At 46.6% G+C, this 17,171-nt stretch carries 13 protein-coding genes and 1 riboswitch; of the genes, 5 read left to right on the top strand and 8 right to left on the bottom strand.

The window, feature by feature from the left end; translation table 11 throughout:
* Positions 1-20: 20 nt before the first annotated feature.
* The 5 genes from EXA13_RS09460 to EXA13_RS09440 all read right to left on the bottom strand — a co-directional run bounded on the left by EXA13_RS09460 (position 21) and on the right by EXA13_RS09440 (position 7,276).
* Positions 21-3,146 (bottom strand): efflux RND transporter permease subunit, encoded by a 3,126-nt coding sequence (locus EXA13_RS09460; protein ID WP_238132949.1) that lies wholly within the window; start codon positions 3,144-3,146, stop codon positions 21-23.
* Positions 3,143-4,849 carry an efflux RND transporter periplasmic adaptor subunit gene (locus EXA13_RS09455; RefSeq protein ID WP_238132948.1) on the bottom strand — a complete coding sequence of 569 codons (1,707 nt, stop codon included), beginning with the start codon at positions 4,847-4,849 and terminating at the stop codon, positions 3,143-3,145. The genes EXA13_RS09460 and EXA13_RS09455 overlap by 4 nt, the downstream gene beginning before the upstream one ends.
* A gap of 15 nt (positions 4,850-4,864) precedes the next feature.
* The gene (locus tag EXA13_RS09450) at positions 4,865-6,235 is read right to left on the bottom strand and encodes a TolC family protein (protein ID WP_238132947.1); all 1,371 of its coding nucleotides are present in this window, start codon (positions 6,233-6,235) and stop codon (positions 4,865-4,867) included.
* 93 nt (positions 6,236-6,328) lie between these two features.
* Positions 6,329-6,709, bottom strand: a complete 381-nt coding sequence (locus EXA13_RS09445) for a hypothetical protein (protein WP_238132946.1) — start codon at positions 6,707-6,709, stop codon at positions 6,329-6,331.
* 87 nt (positions 6,710-6,796) lie between these two features.
* Positions 6,797-7,276 (bottom strand): hypothetical protein, encoded by a 480-nt coding sequence (locus tag EXA13_RS09440; RefSeq protein WP_238132945.1) that lies wholly within the window; start codon positions 7,274-7,276, stop codon positions 6,797-6,799.
* 556 nt (positions 7,277-7,832) lie between these two features.
* Between EXA13_RS09440 and EXA13_RS09435 the strand changes: the two genes are divergently transcribed.
* On the top strand, positions 7,833-8,993 hold the full coding sequence (locus tag EXA13_RS09435; protein WP_238132944.1) for a DUF1566 domain-containing protein: 1,161 nt from the start codon (positions 7,833-7,835) through the stop codon (positions 8,991-8,993).
* 168 nt (positions 8,994-9,161) lie between these two features.
* On the opposite strand, the gene EXA13_RS09430 is transcribed toward EXA13_RS09435, so the two are convergent.
* From EXA13_RS09430 to EXA13_RS09420, 3 genes are all read right to left on the bottom strand, one after another.
* Entirely contained in the window at positions 9,162-9,857 is a 696-nt protein-coding gene (locus EXA13_RS09430; protein ID WP_238132943.1) for a pirin family protein, read from the bottom strand.
* Between the two features lie 160 nt (positions 9,858-10,017).
* A complete protein-coding gene (gene thiD, locus EXA13_RS09425; protein ID WP_430794483.1) occupies positions 10,018-10,929 on the bottom strand; it encodes a bifunctional hydroxymethylpyrimidine kinase/phosphomethylpyrimidine kinase in 912 nt (303 codons plus the stop codon).
* Positions 10,930-10,959: 30 nt separating this feature from the next.
* A riboswitch (TPP riboswitch) is annotated at positions 10,960-11,057 on the bottom strand.
* An 87-nt stretch (positions 11,058-11,144) separates the two neighbouring features.
* Entirely contained in the window at positions 11,145-11,747 is a 603-nt protein-coding gene (locus tag EXA13_RS09420) for a TetR/AcrR family transcriptional regulator (protein WP_238132941.1), read from the bottom strand.
* A 162-nt stretch (positions 11,748-11,909) separates the two neighbouring features.
* Here EXA13_RS09420 and EXA13_RS09415 point away from each other — a divergent pair, with 162 nt between their 5' ends.
* From EXA13_RS09415 to EXA13_RS09400, 4 genes are all read left to right on the top strand, one after another.
* On the top strand, positions 11,910-13,307 hold the full coding sequence (locus tag EXA13_RS09415) for an efflux transporter outer membrane subunit (RefSeq protein ID WP_238133065.1): 1,398 nt from the start codon (positions 11,910-11,912) through the stop codon (positions 13,305-13,307).
* 23 nt (positions 13,308-13,330) lie between these two features.
* Positions 13,331-14,521: an HlyD family secretion protein gene (locus EXA13_RS09410; RefSeq protein ID WP_238132940.1), complete on the top strand. Its 1,191-nt coding sequence runs from the start codon at positions 13,331-13,333 to the stop codon at positions 14,519-14,521.
* Positions 14,522-14,530: 9 nt separating this feature from the next.
* Positions 14,531-16,066: a multidrug efflux MFS transporter permease subunit VceB gene (gene vceB, locus EXA13_RS09405; RefSeq protein ID WP_238132939.1), complete on the top strand. Its 1,536-nt coding sequence runs from the start codon at positions 14,531-14,533 to the stop codon at positions 16,064-16,066.
* Positions 16,067-16,201: 135 nt separating this feature from the next.
* Entirely contained in the window at positions 16,202-17,071 is an 870-nt protein-coding gene (locus EXA13_RS09400; protein WP_238132938.1) for an AraC family transcriptional regulator, read from the top strand.
* The last annotated feature ends 100 nt before the right edge of the window (positions 17,072-17,171 follow it).

The raw sequence follows: 17,171 nt of genomic DNA, 5'->3' as shown, positions 1-17,171 counted from the left end.
GGGGCAATTCGCCCCATTGGTTAATGGTGAGAGGTTTCTTTGTTTTTCCATAACTTAAAGGTTGCAGGTAGCACTAATAGGGTGAGTAACAATGCCGATGCCATACCTCCAATCATCGGTGCGGCGATACGTTGCATGACTTCTGACCCCGTACCTTCTCCGTACATGATCGGAATCAAACCGATGATGACCGTCAGGACCGTCATCATGATGGGGCGAACGCGTAGCCCTGCTCCTTCATGAATGGCTTCGATGAGATCGTGGGCTTGAAGAGGCTGACCGACTTCTTCGGCCCGCAGTTTTCGGTAGTGCCAAGCTTGGTTTAAGTACACCAGCATGATGACCCCAATTTCCACCGCAACCCCCGCCAGCGCAATAAAGCCCACGCCAACCGCAATCGAGAAGTTATAACCGAGGTAGTGCATCAACCAGAGGCCTCCCACCATGGCAAGGGGAAGCGTCCCCATGATGATCAGAACTTCACCTAAACGGCGGAAACTGAAGTAGAGCAAGAGCATAATGATGGCCAGTGTGATGGGCACAACGACGCTTAACCGCGCTTTGGCACGTTCCATATATTCATATTGTCCAGACCACGCTAGTGAATAACCCGTAGGCAATAGCAGTTGCTGCGCTACTACTTGCTGTGCTTCTTGCACATAAGAGCCGAGATCTCGCCCGTCAATATCGACAAATACCCAGCCGTTCGGGCGAGCATTTTCTGTTTTGATCATTGGTGGACCATCCTCATAACGGATATCTGCGACATCGGCCAGTGCAATACGAGCCCCGTTCGGTGTAACAAGGGGGAGGTCTTGCAGTTTTACAACCGAATCACGATAGTCTTGTGGGTAGCGAACGTTAATCGGGTAGCGTTCTAACCCTTCAATGGTTTCACCGACATTCATGCCACCCACAGCGGTTGACACCACTTGTTGGACTTCTTTAATGCTGAGGCCGTAACGAGCCGCGGCCCGTCGTTTGATATCAATCGTTACGTAACGTCCCCCCGCAACACGTTCCGCATAGACAGAAGCAGTGCCCGGAATTTGCTGAAGCAGAGGCTCAAGATCGGCACCAATTTTTTCAATGACCTTGAGATCTGGCCCAGCAATCTTGATACCTATCGGTGTTTTTATTCCGGTTGCCAACATGTCGATACGAGTTTTAATCGGCATTACCCAAGCATTGGTTAAACCGGGGAATTGCACCAACTGATTAAACGTTTTACGCAGTGAATCGGAGGTGACACCTTCACGCCATTGATCTTTTGGTTTGAGCTGAATGACCGTTTCTAGCATTGTCAGAGGGGCGGGGTCGGTGGCTGTTTCTGCTCGACCTATTTTCCCCCAGACGGTTTTAACTTCGGGTACGGTTTTAATGAGCTTATTGGTTTGTTGCAGCAATTCTCGCGCTTTACCGATAGAAATTCCCGGATACGTGGTTGGCATATACATCAAGTCACCCTCATCTAAGGGTGGAATAAATTCACTACCAAGCTGGCTGGTTGGGTAGTAAGCCGAGGCCATGAGCACCAAAGCCAAGGCAATGATGGATTTCGGATGACGTAGGCTCAAATTGAGTAATGGGCGATAGAGAGCGATGAGCCCTCTATTGAGTGGGTTTTTATGTTCAGGTTGTACATGCCCCCGAATAAAATACCCCATCAACACCGGCACTAAAGTGATGGCAAGCCCAGCGGCTGCGGCCATGGCATACGTTTTGGTGAACGCGAGAGGAGAAAACATTTTTCCCTCTTGCCCTTGGAGTGCAAAAACAGGCACAAAGCTTAATGTGATGATAAGCAGTGAGAAGAATAGGGGCGCACCCACTTCTTCTGCGGCTTTGCCTATCACTTGCCAGCGATTTTTATCGGTTAAGGGAGTGCGCTCAATGTGTTTGTGGACATTTTCTATCATCACGATAGCGCCATCCACCATTGCGCCAATGGCAATAGCAATTCCGCCAAGCGACATGATATTGGCGTTAATACCTTGCCAGTGCATCACGATAAATGCGCTCAGGATGCCAACGGGTAAACTGAGGGCGATCACCAAGGATGATCGGATATGGAATAGAAATAAGGCGCACACAATCGCCACTACGATAAATTCTTCAGCCAATTTCTGCCATAAATTATCCACCGCAGCATTAATGAGGGTTGAACGATCGTAAGTGGTCACAATCTCAACCCCTTCGGGTAAGCTGTTTTGTAATGTTGCCAGCTTAGCTTTGACGTTATCAATGACTTGACTGGCATTTTCACCAAAACGCATCACGATAACGCCGCCCACCGCTTCGCCTTCGCCATTCAATTCCGAAATTCCGCGCCGCATTTGTGGCCCGATATTAATATCGGCAATATCTCCAAGCAGTAACGGTGTACCTCGCTCCGTGACTTTTAACGGCAGTGACTGGATATCTTCAATATTGGTGAGGTAACCGGTTGTGCGTACCATATGCTCTGCTTCGGCGACTTCTATCACCGAGGCTCCGCTCTCTTGGTTACCATTTTGAATCGCCATATTGACCTGCTGCAAGGTCAGGTTATAGGCCCGTAATTTGGCAGGATCAATCTGGACTTGATACTGCTTAACCATTCCGCCGACGGTGGCGACTTCTGAGACCCCTGCGACGGTTTGTAGCTCATATTTTAAGAACCAGTCTTGCAGGCTTCTTAATTGAGCCAAATCATGCTTGCCTGTTTTATCTTGCAGCACATAACTGTAGACCCAACCCACCCCTGTTGCATCAGGGCCAAGCGTCGGTTTTGCATTGGGCGGCAGTTTAGGGGCGACTTGGCTGAGGTATTCCAATACCCGCGAACGCGCCCAATACATATCAGTTTTATCATTGAAAATGATGTAAACGTAAGAATCACCAAAAAACGAATAACCCCGAACCGTTTCTGCACCCGGAACGGCCAGCATGGCGGTGGTTAATGGATAGGTGACTTGATCTTCCACCACTTGCGGTGCTTGTCCGGGGTAACTGGTTTTGATGATAACTTGCACATCTGATAGGTCGGGTAGGGCATCCACGGGCGTATTTTTAACGCTATATAACCCACCTAAAATGAGAAATAGCGTTGCGATTAACACCCAAAAACGGTTGTTGATTGACCAGCGAATAACGGCACTAATCATTGCTGACCTCCTTGTTCTTTAAGCTGTTTTAGAACATAGTCAGAACCGTTTTTGGCAACGAGAAATTGGACCTTCTCTCCTTGTTTAAAATCGGAAAGGTTGATCTCGTCGCCCACGGAAAAATTGAGCTCACCGGCTTCCCAACTCCATTCAGGAACAGCTGGGTGTGACAAGGTGACCATGCCAAAATCCGCCATCAGCATAGAGATATCGCCTTTTATCCAAACCTCACCCGCTACAACATGGTCATCGGCTTTGATGGCAATGATTTGATATTGGTCGGAGGGCGTTTTTTCCATCTCAAACTCAATCGCTTGCCCTTGACTTAATCCGTGTAGATCGACCCCTTGTGCCACGGTGAAATTCATCGTCATTCCCGGCCAGTTCCACTCAGGGATCGGTTGATGGACGAGCGTTAACATACGGTGGTTGAGCATAATGTCGGTGATTTCACCTTTAGCCCAAACTGTTTGTGCAGGATCCTCAATGCCATTAATACGGGAGAGGTCAGCACGTTGGCTCGATTCTGAATCGAGCATAAAATGCGCCGATGTGACGATGCGATCTTGCAGGGTTAACCCTTGCAAAACTTCAATTTTATCGCCCGCTTCTTGGCCGGTTTTAATTCGTACCGAACGATATTTTCCTTGCCCTTGAGCAAGCACCACGCGTGTCATGCCACCTGAGCGAATGACAGCCGATTTCGGAACCGTCAGAACCTTGGAATCACTGACGGGTTGCAGCGTCAGGTTAGCGAACATATTGGGTTTCAACTCACCATTGGGGTTGGTGAATTTGAGCCGCATACGAAGGGTACGCGTTTTGGGATCAAGAATCGGGTAGACATAATCTACTTTCCCTTGCCACTCTCTGCCGGGCAGAGAATCTAAGGTCATCGTCGCTTGGCTGCCTTGGTTTATCCAATGGGCTTGCCGTTCAAACACTTCAGCATCCACCCAAACTTCCTCTAAAGGACCCGCGCTGATCACCGCTTGAGCGGGAGAGAGAAAGCCGCCTTCACGTATATTCAGGCTGGCGATCACACCATTGGCCAGTGCTTTTATCTCAATGGTTTGAGAGGCTTTACCTCGGCGAATTAACTGCCGAATCTGCTCTCGATCGACACCCAGCGAAATCAACCGTTCTGTTGCCCCTTGAATCAATCCTTCTCGACCAGTACGTTTTGCATTGAGCAGCTCTTCTTGCGCTTTAATCAATTCAGGAGAGTAGAGCGTAAATAGCACATCGCCCTTGTTCACTTTTTCGCCCACCGCATTGATATAGAGTTTTTCGACCCAGCCAGACACGCGCACGTTTGTTTGCCACAACTGGCTTTCGTCGAAGGCAATGTAGCCGACGGTTTCGATACGAGGAGAGAGTTTGGAGAATTCGACGTTGGCGGTTTTGACCCCCAGATTATTTTCAACCGCAGGATCAATGTGGACGGTGCCCGGTTGGTCACGTGTTGGGGAAGCCTCTTCGGCATACACAGGAATGAGATCCATCCCCATTGGAGACTTGCCCGGTTTATCTCGTTGATAATTGGGATCCATCGGGGCAACCCAATAAAGTGGCTCCTTGGTGTTTTCTGCGGTATGACCAGAGTCTGTAACCATCTCTGGTTGTGTGAAGTAGTGCGCCGCACTGAAGCCCAACGTACCGCCAATCAATAAAGCGATAGCTGTTATCGGTAATGTTTTCATTGTCGTATCCTTTGCTCAAAAGTGATTAGCATCAATAGTGGGTAGCGTTGGTTTATCCACCGTATAGCGGACGCTGCCCAGTAACGTGGCAAGCTGGCTGTTCGTCTGATTTAAGTCCGTCAGTAAGCGCTGTTGCTCTAGTTCTAGAGCGAGTTCATCTCGTGTTGCACTAATCACATCATTAAATTGAGCGGTATTATTCTGGTAGCCTCGTTCAACGGCACGAGTTCGTGATCGCGCCTGTTTAAGCATGGTTTGATAATGCGTTAGGCGCTGCTCTAGCGAGGTTTTGTCTACCAGTAAGGCATTAACTTTGGCATTCATCTGCATAAGCAATAAATCTTTTTGTGACTGAGCCGCCCCCACTTGATATTGAGCCGCTGCATGGCTGCGATCCTGACGGTTACCCGTAAACAGTGGAATATCCATCGTGAGGTAAGCACTGACGAGATCGGAAGCGGGTTCACCTTTCATATTGTCAGCTTGGCGGTAGGCATACATCACTTCGATACCAAATTGAGGTGCATAAGCTTGCTCAGCTAACTTAACCTGAGTTTGGTTAACGGTAATGTTGGTTTCCGCAATTTTGACCATAGGATGCTGCGCGAGCAAAGAGAAATACTGATGCGATGAGGCAGTATTGATTTGCTGCTCTAATGCTTGCCAATCCAGTTGATTGGTTGCTTGAAAAGCGGCTGAATTGAGTAACCACTCACTACCCAGCCATTCAGACAGTTGCGACAAAATACGTTGCTGTACCTGTTGGTTCGCTTGCCGTTTCTCATCTAATTGACTGACAAGCAGTTGGGCATTGAGTAAATCTTGGGCTTCGTTTTTCCCAATCGAATAGTTGGTGCGGATAACACTTTCTAGCTCTTTCATCAGCTTTTGGTTTTCTAATAAAAGTCGCTCAGCTTGTTGCTGGTAGCCCAATTCAAGCCAGAGTTGGGTGAGGCTATTGATGACTTCTCGTTCACGAACGGCAATTTGCAGTTCAATACCATCGGCTTGTTGGCTGGCTTTTTCCTGCTGTAAGTCGAGGGTATTTCCTCGCTCAAATTGCTGCATCAGGCCGATGGAAAGATTGGTCATGGGATCTTGGTCTAACGCAAAGTTATCAACGGGTAAACCGGTGACGCCCATTTTTAATTTAGGGTCCATTAAGGTCGCACTGGCGATGCCCATTTCCCGAGTGGCTTGTGCCTGAGCATAGAACTGCTGGCGCTGAGCATCGTGATTTAAGGCAACCTCTATCAGTTGCGGTAAGGTGATCAAACGGGGAGAAGACGCGTTACTTGCCTGCTCGATTGATTGAGCAGAGACAGGTAGCGAATTCCAAGCCGATGCACTGATAAGCAGCGCAAGCATGCAGGGTTTTAGCTTCATGATGTAATCCATAATTGAGCGCGTAAAGCGCAGCAAAACAGAGTTCTGTACTTAGGAGACAGAACGCGATAACAAAGGTGAAATCGTGATGGATTACGCTATTGGAGGGCGAAACAAGGTTTGAGTGTGGTGAATAACGTCACCAGAGACTAGGGTAATTTGATAATGTGTTGAAGGGGCGTCGGTTGCGGAAAGAACCCGTTGATTAAGAATAATCGGCACATTTATGCACATGGAGGGACAGCAATTATCGTTTGCTAACGATCGGCAATCTTCGGTATCTGACGGCGCATGGTGCATTGGCGGTTGAGAGTGGGTGAGGTGACTGCTTTCTGCACAGTGAGTTTGCGCCATGGGCGGTGCATGGTGGTCATGCAGAGTAGAATGGGATGGGGCACTCGCAGCAAAACCAGAAACCAGTAACGCCGAAAGCGTTACCCATATCCATGTGATGCGAAAAAACGTTGAATGCATAGTAAACCACCCCAAAAATCTGTCCCAATCATAAAGGTTCCCCTTGGGGGAAGGTCAATTCTTTTTTGATTGAGACAGGTTATATGGTCATACGCCTGCGCGTTTCAATAGCCCGGCCATCAGTGGAGAGCTGGATTTTACTTGCTTTGATTTGCTCTGTAAGCTTTTGACCAACTGGGGTTGATTAATGCTTTTCGCAATGTAAGCCATCGCATGGTAGAAACCTGCGGCAGAGTTCACTTTGGCTTTATCATTGAGAGGGGCGAGCAGTTGAACCATTGCGGTTCCACTCATACCGTTATCAATAGCGTATTGCTGAACGGCATCGAGAAGATGATCCAAATCCGCTAAAGCTTCGGTACTTTCCATCCCTTGCTTTTGCATCTCTTTTCGATTGCGTTTGCGCATTTGCTTAATGACAAAGGCGGGTTGATTGATTTTTTTGAATCCAAAATACCCCGCAGCAAGAACCAAAACGATTCCTCCTACAACATAACCCCAAATGGACCCAGAAGTGGCGTCAGCCATAGGTTGAATCGCATCAATACTGGTTGCAATGTCAGACATAAAAATTCCTTGCTAAAACGTGCTTGAGAAAACCGAGCCGCTAGGAGAGGCGCTCGGTACGAAAAGGTCATAATTAACGGGCTTAAGCCCGCCATGTCTTGCGATATATCAAGAATGACCGAAAAGCGTTAGCCTGTTATACCATTTAATGACAAGGATGTGATCAAAGCGCAAAAAATCGTTATTTCATCCGAGTGGGCCTGTTTTATCAATAGCCTAATATCCGAATCATAATTTCAAAAAGAGGGAAATTATATTGCTCATATGTTTTATTTTTTCATGTATTGATTTTGGCTGGAAATGTTTTTTTTTAATTAATGTATTTAATTTATATCATGTTGATTTATATTTATTTTTGTTTTTTTTAGTGGGTATTTATTTGCAGTCGCTCACATTACGTGTGGTTTTTTTTGTTTAGCCTTCCTGACGTTTAGCTTATTTTTACCCCGTTACTATTTCATTCAAAATAGTAACGGGGATAGATTTGGGTAACCCTAGCGTAAAGGATGACGTCACGTTTTGATTGAATTGAATAGTGAAAATAAGGAAGGCCTTTATGGCAATAACGTTAAAAAGTGGTTTTGCCTGTTTACCTTTAATTATGACCGCCTTATTGGCGGGGTGTAATTCAAGTTCAGATTCCGGCTCAAATGATCAACCCATTGCCGTGTGTGGGCACGATGGCGTGGGGGATTTAGCCGACGGAAATGGCATTAACGATACCGACCAAGAGAATGCAGCGGGTAACTGTTTAAAAATCCGTGCAATTGTAGACCCTGCTGATGGGCATAACAAATGGCTTACCAGTTCTCCTTCGGCTGCGGTTATGGAGGCGCTGGGATATGAAGAGTCAGACAGTTCAGATGCCGATATCAACGGTGGTAATAGCTATGCTGAGCTTTTTAAGGACAGTTACGTTGGCCGCCAATTTGCTCTGTTACGTAACGATGGGCAGTATGAGCGTTGGTGCAAGAAATTAGCCGATATAGAATTTGCTGGTCAATCTAATTGGCGCAGAGCAACAATAGATGAGCTTCAAAAGCTACCAGATGATGGCAGTTCTGGCTCGAAAAAACTAATGTATACTGACTTCGGGTGGCCGATAGATCAAGCATACTTCACCTCGACACCTCAGCCAGGGAATGATGGTGACAGCCAGATCATGTACTTCAACCTGGGTGCCGAAGGCTATCAACCAGATAGCAATTCTGGCTACGCCTCCTGCGTCTCAGATTTAGATGACGATAACAATAACAATAACAATAATAACAATGGCTTACCAGATATCGCTGGGGCGAACATAGATATTTTCAATAGTAAGGATGATGGGACACTGTATACTAACTCACCATCTAAGCCTTACCTAACCAGCATTGAAGCAACTTGGATGACAGATGGTACCTATACTGAACACGGAAATAGTGGTGCTGCAGGCGAGTTTTATACATTCGTTTGGGCTAATTCGCACAATTTGTGTTCTGCATATGATGGGAAGCTTGAAGGTCGAAGCAACTGGCGTGTAGCCAACTTGGGCGAACTAACAGAACTTCAAAAAGTAAACGGTAGTCTGTCTGAAAAACGTGATTGGCCGACCGGTAAAGAGTACTTGACGTATGATGCTCTTGACATCTATGTTATGAATCTTGCTACTGGAGAGTTCTCCAACTACAACGATGGCGTTACTTACTACGTCTCCTGCATCTCTGATCCTGAATAGCTGTAGATTTTGTTGACTTATTCCCGATGGCGCTAACGGTGCGTTGTCGGGAATGGCTTGGTTTTCAGCCCTCTGTCGTTGGGTATTTTTCGCTTCAGAGTAAAGCTGATCAATAAAATAGTTTATCACTCAAACGCCCCATTTCTGGGGCGTTTATATCGAGACTGACTATGGTAGGTCAAACAGCAAAGCAGTGACGGGCAGATCAGAATCGTTGCGCAGTTCTAGCGTTGATTCATTACTGATTTTTGCGCCATCTCCAGGGGAGAGCAGGGTTCCATTTACATTTAACTGGCTGTGGACTTGGTGGATGTACACCCGTCGGCCAGAGGTGACTTCATAAGTCAGCGCTGTATTGGGCTCTAAAATCAACTGATGCAGTGAGGCATCTTGTTTAATGTGTAGTGTGCCTTGTTCACCACTCGGGGTCGCAATGGGGGTTAAGCCCACTTGTTTCCCAAAATCTTTTTGTTGATACCCCGGTTCGCCGCCTTGAACATTCGGTTGAATCCAAATCTGCAAAAAGCGTAATGGTTCATTGTCTGAAGCGTTAAACTCACTGTGATAAATACCACGACCGGCTGACATTAATTGAAACTCACCCGCTGGTAGTGTTTTGATATTACCAGCACTGTCTTTATGGGCGATGGTGCCTTCTAAAACATAGCTGATGATCTCCATATCTCGGTGACCATGTGTTTCAAAACCTGCACTGGGGGTCACGATATCATCGTTGATCACCCGTAATTCTGAAAAACCCATATGTTGTGGGTCGTAGTAACTACCAAAGGAAAAGGTGTGTTTGCTATCTAACCAGCCAAAGTTTGCACGGCCACGTTGTTCCGCTTTTCTTACTTCAATCATCTTTTGCTCCTTGAACTTGGTCAACCCAAGTGCTTTTAAACTATTTGAAATTTGAGAAGGTGTTCCTCATTGCTTGGTAGTTACTTTACTGCTTTGTTCGTGATTGAAAAAGCGGAGGAACTTGTCGTGCTTGTTCAAAAAATTCGAACGAAAAAAGGAACTAATTTTCCCTCTTACCCAGTATAGATAAAATAGGGGAAAGATCGCCTGATTGAGTCACATAAAAGTGGTGAACGGGTCCGTGTCCCTGACCAACATGTAATTGGTCAGCATAAAAGATCGCTTGGGAAATATAGTGTTTAGCACTGTCAATGGCTTGCTCAAGTGGCTGACCTTGCGCAAGGTAAGAGGTAATGGCAGAGGAGAGAGTACAGCCTGTTCCATGGGTATTGTTTGTTTGAATTCTATCGGCAGAAAAACAATGGACCTGCTGTTTGGTGATAAGCCAATCATTACTGTGAGAAGATTGAGTAAAATGGCCACCTTTAAGTAGCACCGCCTGACAAGGTAACTGCTGGAGTGCGCTCACTAATTGGCTCAATTCAGATTCATTTTCTGGTAAAGGCTCGCCAGTTAATACAGCGGCTTCTGGTAAGTTGGGGGTAATCACGGTGGCAAGTGGGAAAAGCCGTTGTTTAAGGTGGTTAATCGCTTCATCTCGCAGTAAGACATCACCGCTGGTTGCGACCATAACGGGATCTAAGACAACAAATGTGGGTTGATATTGACGCAGTTTATCCGCCACTGCGTGGATAATCTGGCTGTCGGCTAACATGCCAATTTTCACCGCAGCCACATTTAAATCACTGAATATCGCATCCAGTTGACTATGAATATGTTCAATCGGGATAGGGAAAATTGCCGAAACTCCAAGCGTGTTTTGCGAAGTCACCGCCGTAATGGCACTGCAAGCATAACTGCCAGTCGCTGAGATAGTTTTGATATCCGCTTGAATACCCGCACCGCCGCCGCTGTCTGAGCCAGCAATGGTTAATACAATCGGAGGGGAAGAAAGAGAGGTGGTTGGCATAACGGGCTCCAAATGTGACGAAGAGGAACTCGCTACTGGCATTGTATTGTGCCGTGATTGCGTTGGCAGCGTAAATGGCCCGCGATAGTTCCCTACGTCAGTGTTAACTGAATCAGGTTCAACGGGTCTCGCAGTGCGATCTCAGCTCAAAGGCTCCCCGACTATGGCGAGGATAATAGCAAAGAAATGGGGCTAGATACTATAAATGGATCGCATGAGTCAGTGTGCGGTAAGCATTGACCCATGCAAAAGAGGGTTTATTGCGCAGAATAAAGGGTAAGAAAGGTGGTGACGGCTCGGTGAACGGTGGTATCTATTTGTGCTTGATTGGGTTTGTCTATGGCCCCTAAGGCAAACGGTTCAACGTATTCGGCTGACAGGAGAGCTTTAAATTGCATGGCGGAAACCCAAGGATCGCAGGGTTTTAGCATTCCTTTATTCATTTGTGCGGCAAGATACTCGCTGACGTGCGTCCAGCCTTTTTTAGGGCCTTGTTCGTAAAAATGTCGTCCAACGGAGGATCGTTCCGCTTCATGGATCGCCATTCGATAAATCGCCATGGCTTCAGCTTCTAGGATCGAGTTAAGAAAATTCGAGCCAAACTCTTCCAGAGAAGGGGCAATATCACGGTTTTTATCTAAAGATAAGAAAGCATTGGCGATCTGTTCGGTGGCTGAAGAGGCCATAACTGCAGAAAAGATCTCTTCCTTAGAGCTAAAGTAGTTATAGAGCGTGGCTTTTGATCCGCCCAGCATTTTGGCAATGTGAGACATGGATGTCTGTTCAAAGCCTTGTTGTGTAAAGGAATTTTTTGCAACTTCTAAAATGGCTTGTCTTTTTTCTTCACTTTTTACTCGCATTCGCGCATTGATCCCAGCCTAAAAATTTCCATAAGTTTCTCTTGACGATCCATTTCTGTCAAGAGTATAACTGTACCGTACAGTTCAGTTATAAGGTAATCAAATGTGAAATTCAATACTCAAATAAAGCCGATACAGAGCCAATCGGTTCCTTATTTTTCGATGAGTTTTCTCAGTGCCATGCTGCTTTTTGGCTGCGCAAGTCCAGATCTAGACCAAGATCTGACCAAGATAAAGCCCATGCAGGAGTGGAATACCGAACAGACTTTTATCAATCATGCCAGTATAGAATGGCCGACGGATGCTTGGTGGGAACGCTATCAAGACACACAGCTTAATCAATTAATTATTGAAGCCTTTGAGTATTCCCCCACGCTACAAATAGCGAAGGCTCGGTTAGACAATGCGAGAGGTATTGCCGAGCAAGCGGGGGCGGCTCGCTCGTTAGAGGTTGGGTTAGCGGCTTCTGTAACAGAAAGTAAAGTCAGTTATCAGTACCAAACGTATGCGCCACCTCATGGTTGGAATGATTACGGCTCACTCACGCTTAATTTTCAGTATGACTTTGACTTTTGGGGTAAGAACCGAGCGTCGATTGCGGCGGCAACCTCAACGTTGGCCGCCGCAGAGGTTGAAAGCGTTTCTGCTCGTTTGATGTTAGCGACATCCATTGCCAATGCCTATGCAGAGCTGGCACGTCTCTATGCCAATCAAACCACGGTAGAAGCGGCTTTAGAGGTGCGGGAGAAAACGGTTGAGTTATTACAGAAACGCTACGACAACGGGCTTGAAACATTGGGTGCAGTTAGCCAAGCAAAATCTATCGCTGCCAGTGTTGATGCTGAACTTTTGGCATTAAATGAGTCCATTGAATTACAAAAAAATGCGCTGGCCGCTTTAGTTGGGCAAGGGCCGGATCGCGCACGAACGATTTATGCTCCAACCATTACGCTCGACGCTCGTTTTGGTTTGCCAGCAGACGCCAGTATTGGCCTGTTAGGGCATAGAGCCGATATTGTTGCTGCGCGCTGGCGGGCTGAGGCGGCGGCTGAGCGGGTGGGGATCGCACAAGCCATGTTTTATCCCGATGTGAGCTTTTCCGCATTCATCGGTTATCAAGCTTTTGGTCTCGATAATCTGTTTAACAGTGGTAATGATGCAGGCGGCATTGGTCCGGCCATCTATTTACCCCTCTTTACGGGCGGCCGATTGGAAGGGCAACTCACTTCGGCTCAAGCCCGTTATCAAGAGTCGGTCAGCTTATATAACGCTACGTTAAATCAAGCTTTGCATGACGTTGCGGATGTGTTGACCAGTACTCAGGCGTTGGATGAGCGGATTGCAAAAACGCAACAAGCCGTCATACAAGCTGAGCGAGCTCGCCACATTGCCAATAATCGCTATCAAGGGGGATTAGCGACTTACCTGGATGTTTTGGTCGCAGAAGAGACGTTACTCAATAACCAACGGGCGTTGGTTAACCTTCAGTCTCGTGTATTTAGCTTAGATCTCGCGCTTATTCATGCTTTAGGCGGTGGGTTTTCGCTCTCTCATTCTTGATTTGGTTTTAAAAGGTTTTTCTTATGAATTTGTCTGAACAAACAACAGAACATGTTGATGCTCACCGTGCTTCACAATCTCGCAAAAAAGGGTTCTTACTTCTTTTATTGGCGCTCATCATTGCTGGTGGGGGATACAGCACTTATTGGTACTTTATTGGTTCACGCTTTGTTTCAACCGATAATGCGTATGCTGCGGCCGAAATCGCGGAAGTGACTCCAGCGGTGGGCGGTATTATTGCCAGTGTTAATGTGGTGGATACTCAATATGTCCACAAAGGTGAAGTATTGGTACAGATTGATGATACCGATGCTCGTTTGGCTTTGAATCAAGCTGAAGCTGATTTAGCGCTGGCGAAGCGTCGTGTTCGGAGCTATTTAGCCAACGATGAAGGGCTCACCGCTTTGGTGGAAGCGCAAAACGCCAATGAACAACGGGCAAAAGCACTGCTAAGTGCAGCGCAAGCGGACTTTGAACGAGCGCAAATAGACTTAACTCGTCGTGAAGAGCTTGTGCGCTCGGGGTCGGTATCAGGGGAAGAGCTGAGCAATGCACAAACTGGGTATAATCAAGCACTAGCGAATCTGCATGCCGCTCAAGCAGCAATGGCACAAGCAAAAGCGACGAGACTGTCGAGTATCGGTTCACAAAAAGCCAATGCCGCTTTAACGGATAATACGACCGTAGAAAACAACCCTGAGGTTTTATTAACTAAAGCACGTTATGAACAAGCAATGATTGATCTCGAACGAACTCGTATCCGTGCCCCTATCAGCGGTGTGGTGGCTAAGCGTCAGGTTCAAGTTGGGCGTCGAGTTCAAGTTGGGATGCCATTAATGACCGTGGTGCCTGTTGACCAGATTTACGTTGATGCCAACTTTAAAGAGGTAGAACTGCGTGATGTAAAAATTGGCCAGCCAGTCACATTAACGGCCGATTTGTATGGCGATGACGTGACTTACCATGGCGTGGTAGCGGGTTTTTCGGGCGGAACAGGTTCGGCGTTTTCTATGATTCCGGCACAAAATGCGACCGGTAACTGGATTAAGGTAGTGCAGCGTTTGCCCGTACGAATTGAATTGGATCCGAAAGAGTTGCAGAGTCATCCCTTGCAGGTGGGGCTTTCAATGATTGTCACTATTGATACCGCCGCTGAAATTAACGCACAAACGTTAGTGCAATATCGGGCAACCCAATTAGCAGAACAAGGTTAAGGTGAGAGGATGAGTCACGCTTTTGACCATGAGATCAAACCTTTGTCAGGTGGGGCACTGTTTGTGGGGGCCTTGTGTCTGGCAATGGCGAACTTTCTGGCTATTTTAGATACCACCATTGCCAATGTTTCTGTTTCTACCATTGCCGGAAGCTTAGGCACATCAACGAGTCAAGGAACCTATGTCATCACCTCTTATGCGGTTGCCGAGGCGATATCCGTACCATTGACGGGGTGGCTGGCTTCACGTTTTGGGTCTATCCGAGTGTTTGTGACTTGTTTTCTGCTGTTTGGCGTTTTTTCACTGCTATGTGGAATGGCAAACAGCATGAGTACATTAGTCATGTTTCGGGTCTTTCTAGGTTTTTCTGGTGGGCCATTAATGCCGTTATCGCAAACCTTAATGATGCGAATTTTTCCTAAAAATAAAGGACATGTCGCCATTGGTATTTGGAGTATGACCACATTGATTGCACCGATAATGGGGCCGATTTTAGGTGGAGTGCTGTGTGACCAGTTTAGTTGGCCATATATCTTTATGGTAAAAATGCCGTTTGCGATAGGGGCTGCTTTGATCTGCTGGACGTTGTTACAGAAATTTGAGACCAAAACCGTTCGTTCTAAAATTGATAAAGTTGGACTTTTATTATTAGTGGTGTGGGTGGCAGCTTTGCAACTTATGCTGGACGAAGGTAAAGATCACGACTGGTTTGAATCATCACGGATTGTCACATTAGCCGTGATTGCGGCGATTGGTTTTGTGGCATTTCTGATTTGGGAGTTGACGGAACGTAACCCTGTGGTGGATCTCAAGGTCTTTCGGCATCGCGGTTATAGTATGAGCATGGTGACGTTGTCACTGGCCTTTGGTGCTTTCTTTAGTATTTCTGTGTTAACGCCATTGTGGTTGCAAATCTATATGGGTTACACCGCGACGATTTCTGGGTATGCCACGGCGACCATGGGAATATTGGCCGTATTCCTCGCCCCCATTATTGCTAACTTATCATCGAAATACGATCCTCGGCCTTTTGTTTTTGCTGGGGTAATGTGGCTGGGCTTTTGGACCTTTATGCGTAGTTTTGGCACCGTAGACATGACGTTTTCGCAAATTAGCTGGCCGATGTTTTTCCAAGGTATCGGGATGCCGCTATTTTTTGTTCCATTGACTGCGATTGCGCTAGGCAGCGTCAGAATGCATGAAATGGAATCGGCAGCGGGGTTGATGAACTTTATTCGTACTTTATCTGGCGCTTTTGCGACCTCCATGATCAATACTTTTTGGGAGCGAGAATCTCGCTATGTGCATGCGGAATTATCGGGTTTAACGGATAAAGCGGGCGTAGCGAGCCAAGCGATGCAAAATGCAGGAATGAGTACCGATCAGGCGCGATCAGCAATAGATTGGACCTTACAAAACCAGAGTGTCATGGTGGCGACCAACCAGTTATTCTTGATGATTGCGGTTATTTTTGCCGTCGCTGCATGCATGATCTGGTTTGCTCCTAAACCGAAGTACGCGGTGGATACTTCAGCCGTACATTAAGCATTTTTTAGGTGGTGGTCAGTGCTTGATAGACCCTTACTGACCGCTGCCTTTTTTTGATAATTTTATTGATAAGACTTCTCATTATCGATATCGTTGTGCGACACTATAGCCTTATGATGAGGTGGTAGCTCAATGAATGTTCCTTCTGTTTCTTTTGAACGTATCTGTAAGTTATTGGATTACATCCATAATCATTTAGATCAACCGCTGACATTAGATGAGTTAGCCCAGCAGAGCTGTTGGTCGCGCTGGCAACTGCAACGTGTGTTCCAAAGTAAAACAGGGTTAACGGTGGCGAACTATGTTCGAGAACTCAAACTCAGTACCGCGGCGGAAACTTTACTGGCAGATTCAAGCCGCGTGATCGATATTGCGGTGAGTTTAGGATTTAATTCCGAAATCAGCTTTAGTCGAGCATTTAAACAGCATTTTGGCGTGAGTCCGAGAGACTACCGAAAGCAAGGGCGTCGTATCGGGCTGCGTAAGCCTTTTCATCGAAGCGATGGCTCATCGGTGAATGAACACAGATCACAACTCATTGAAGTCAAAGTCGAGTCAGCCGATTCATTCGCCGTTTATGGGGTGAGTGGGACAATACAAGGGCTATTTTCTGAAGCGCCCGATTTTTCCTATCGAGTGCCTCAATTGTGGCAGCAGTTCTATCAGTCATTTTCAAGCGTTCAACAGCAAGCCTTAGTGGGCGTGATTGATGTGACTGGAACCAAACTGAATGGGCATGTTTTACCTTATTTAGCGGGTACGTTGCACCCTTTGGTGGGCGCAAAACAGCTTGTTATTCCTGCCCAAACCTATGCTGTGGTGAAACATAAAGGCCCAGTGATTCACCTCGCTAATACGCTGGAATGGTTTATTTTTCATTGGTTACCTCATTCTTCGTATCGCAGTGTCGATGGGATTGAGTTAGAACGCTACCCAATTGGATATCGTGGTGATCATGCTGAGGCAGAAATGGAATATTGGCTACCGATAGAAGTGATTTAGCGATAGGAAGATGCTCCAAATTGTTAACTTTCTCCATGTTTATTACCATAGAATAAAAATGATATTTATTCTCATATAAGAAAAAGCAGGGTAGTTGAAA

Source organism: Vibrio cincinnatiensis, assembly GCF_022113815.1.
Classification (GTDB): domain Bacteria; phylum Pseudomonadota; class Gammaproteobacteria; order Enterobacterales; family Vibrionaceae; genus Vibrio; species Vibrio cincinnatiensis_A.
Note: the sequence above shows the minus strand (reverse complement) of the source record. Positions and strands in the feature narration are given on the sequence as shown.